1 protein-coding gene is annotated in these 393 nt (G+C 41.0%); it reads left to right on the top strand.

The genetic code is table 11. The features are described from left to right. Window positions 1-393 (top strand): ABC transporter permease (locus AC1DUA_RS40870; protein WP_477505045.1); only part of this gene is annotated, 393 nt, incomplete at both ends.

Below are 393 nucleotides of genomic sequence, written 5' to 3'. Positions count from 1 at the left end.
GTATTATGTTGGTGTTAAATGGGGGATTCTTCCAGCAGGTTTGTGGAAAGGGCCAAGCTATCGTGTTTTGCCGGCGATTGCGCTCTCATTCGGAACCATTGCCATTTTGGCTCGTTTGATGCGTACATCGATGTTAGACGTTCTTAACCAGGACTACATTAAAACGGCTAAATCCAAAGGTTTATCCAATATGACGGTTGTTGTGAGACATACAATTCGAAATGCGATATTACCAGTTATCACAATTATCGGCCCAATATTTGTAAACGTTATTACAGGGACCCTTGTCGTTGAACAAATTTTCTCAGTGCCCGGTTTGGGTAAACATTTCGTTTCATCGGTTTATTCCAACGATTACACCATGATTTCTGGATTAACGATTTTCTATTCAGC

This window comes from Paenibacillus sp. 01T422 (genome assembly GCF_056398785.1).
Note: the sequence above shows the minus strand (reverse complement) of the source record. Positions and strands in the feature narration are given on the sequence as shown.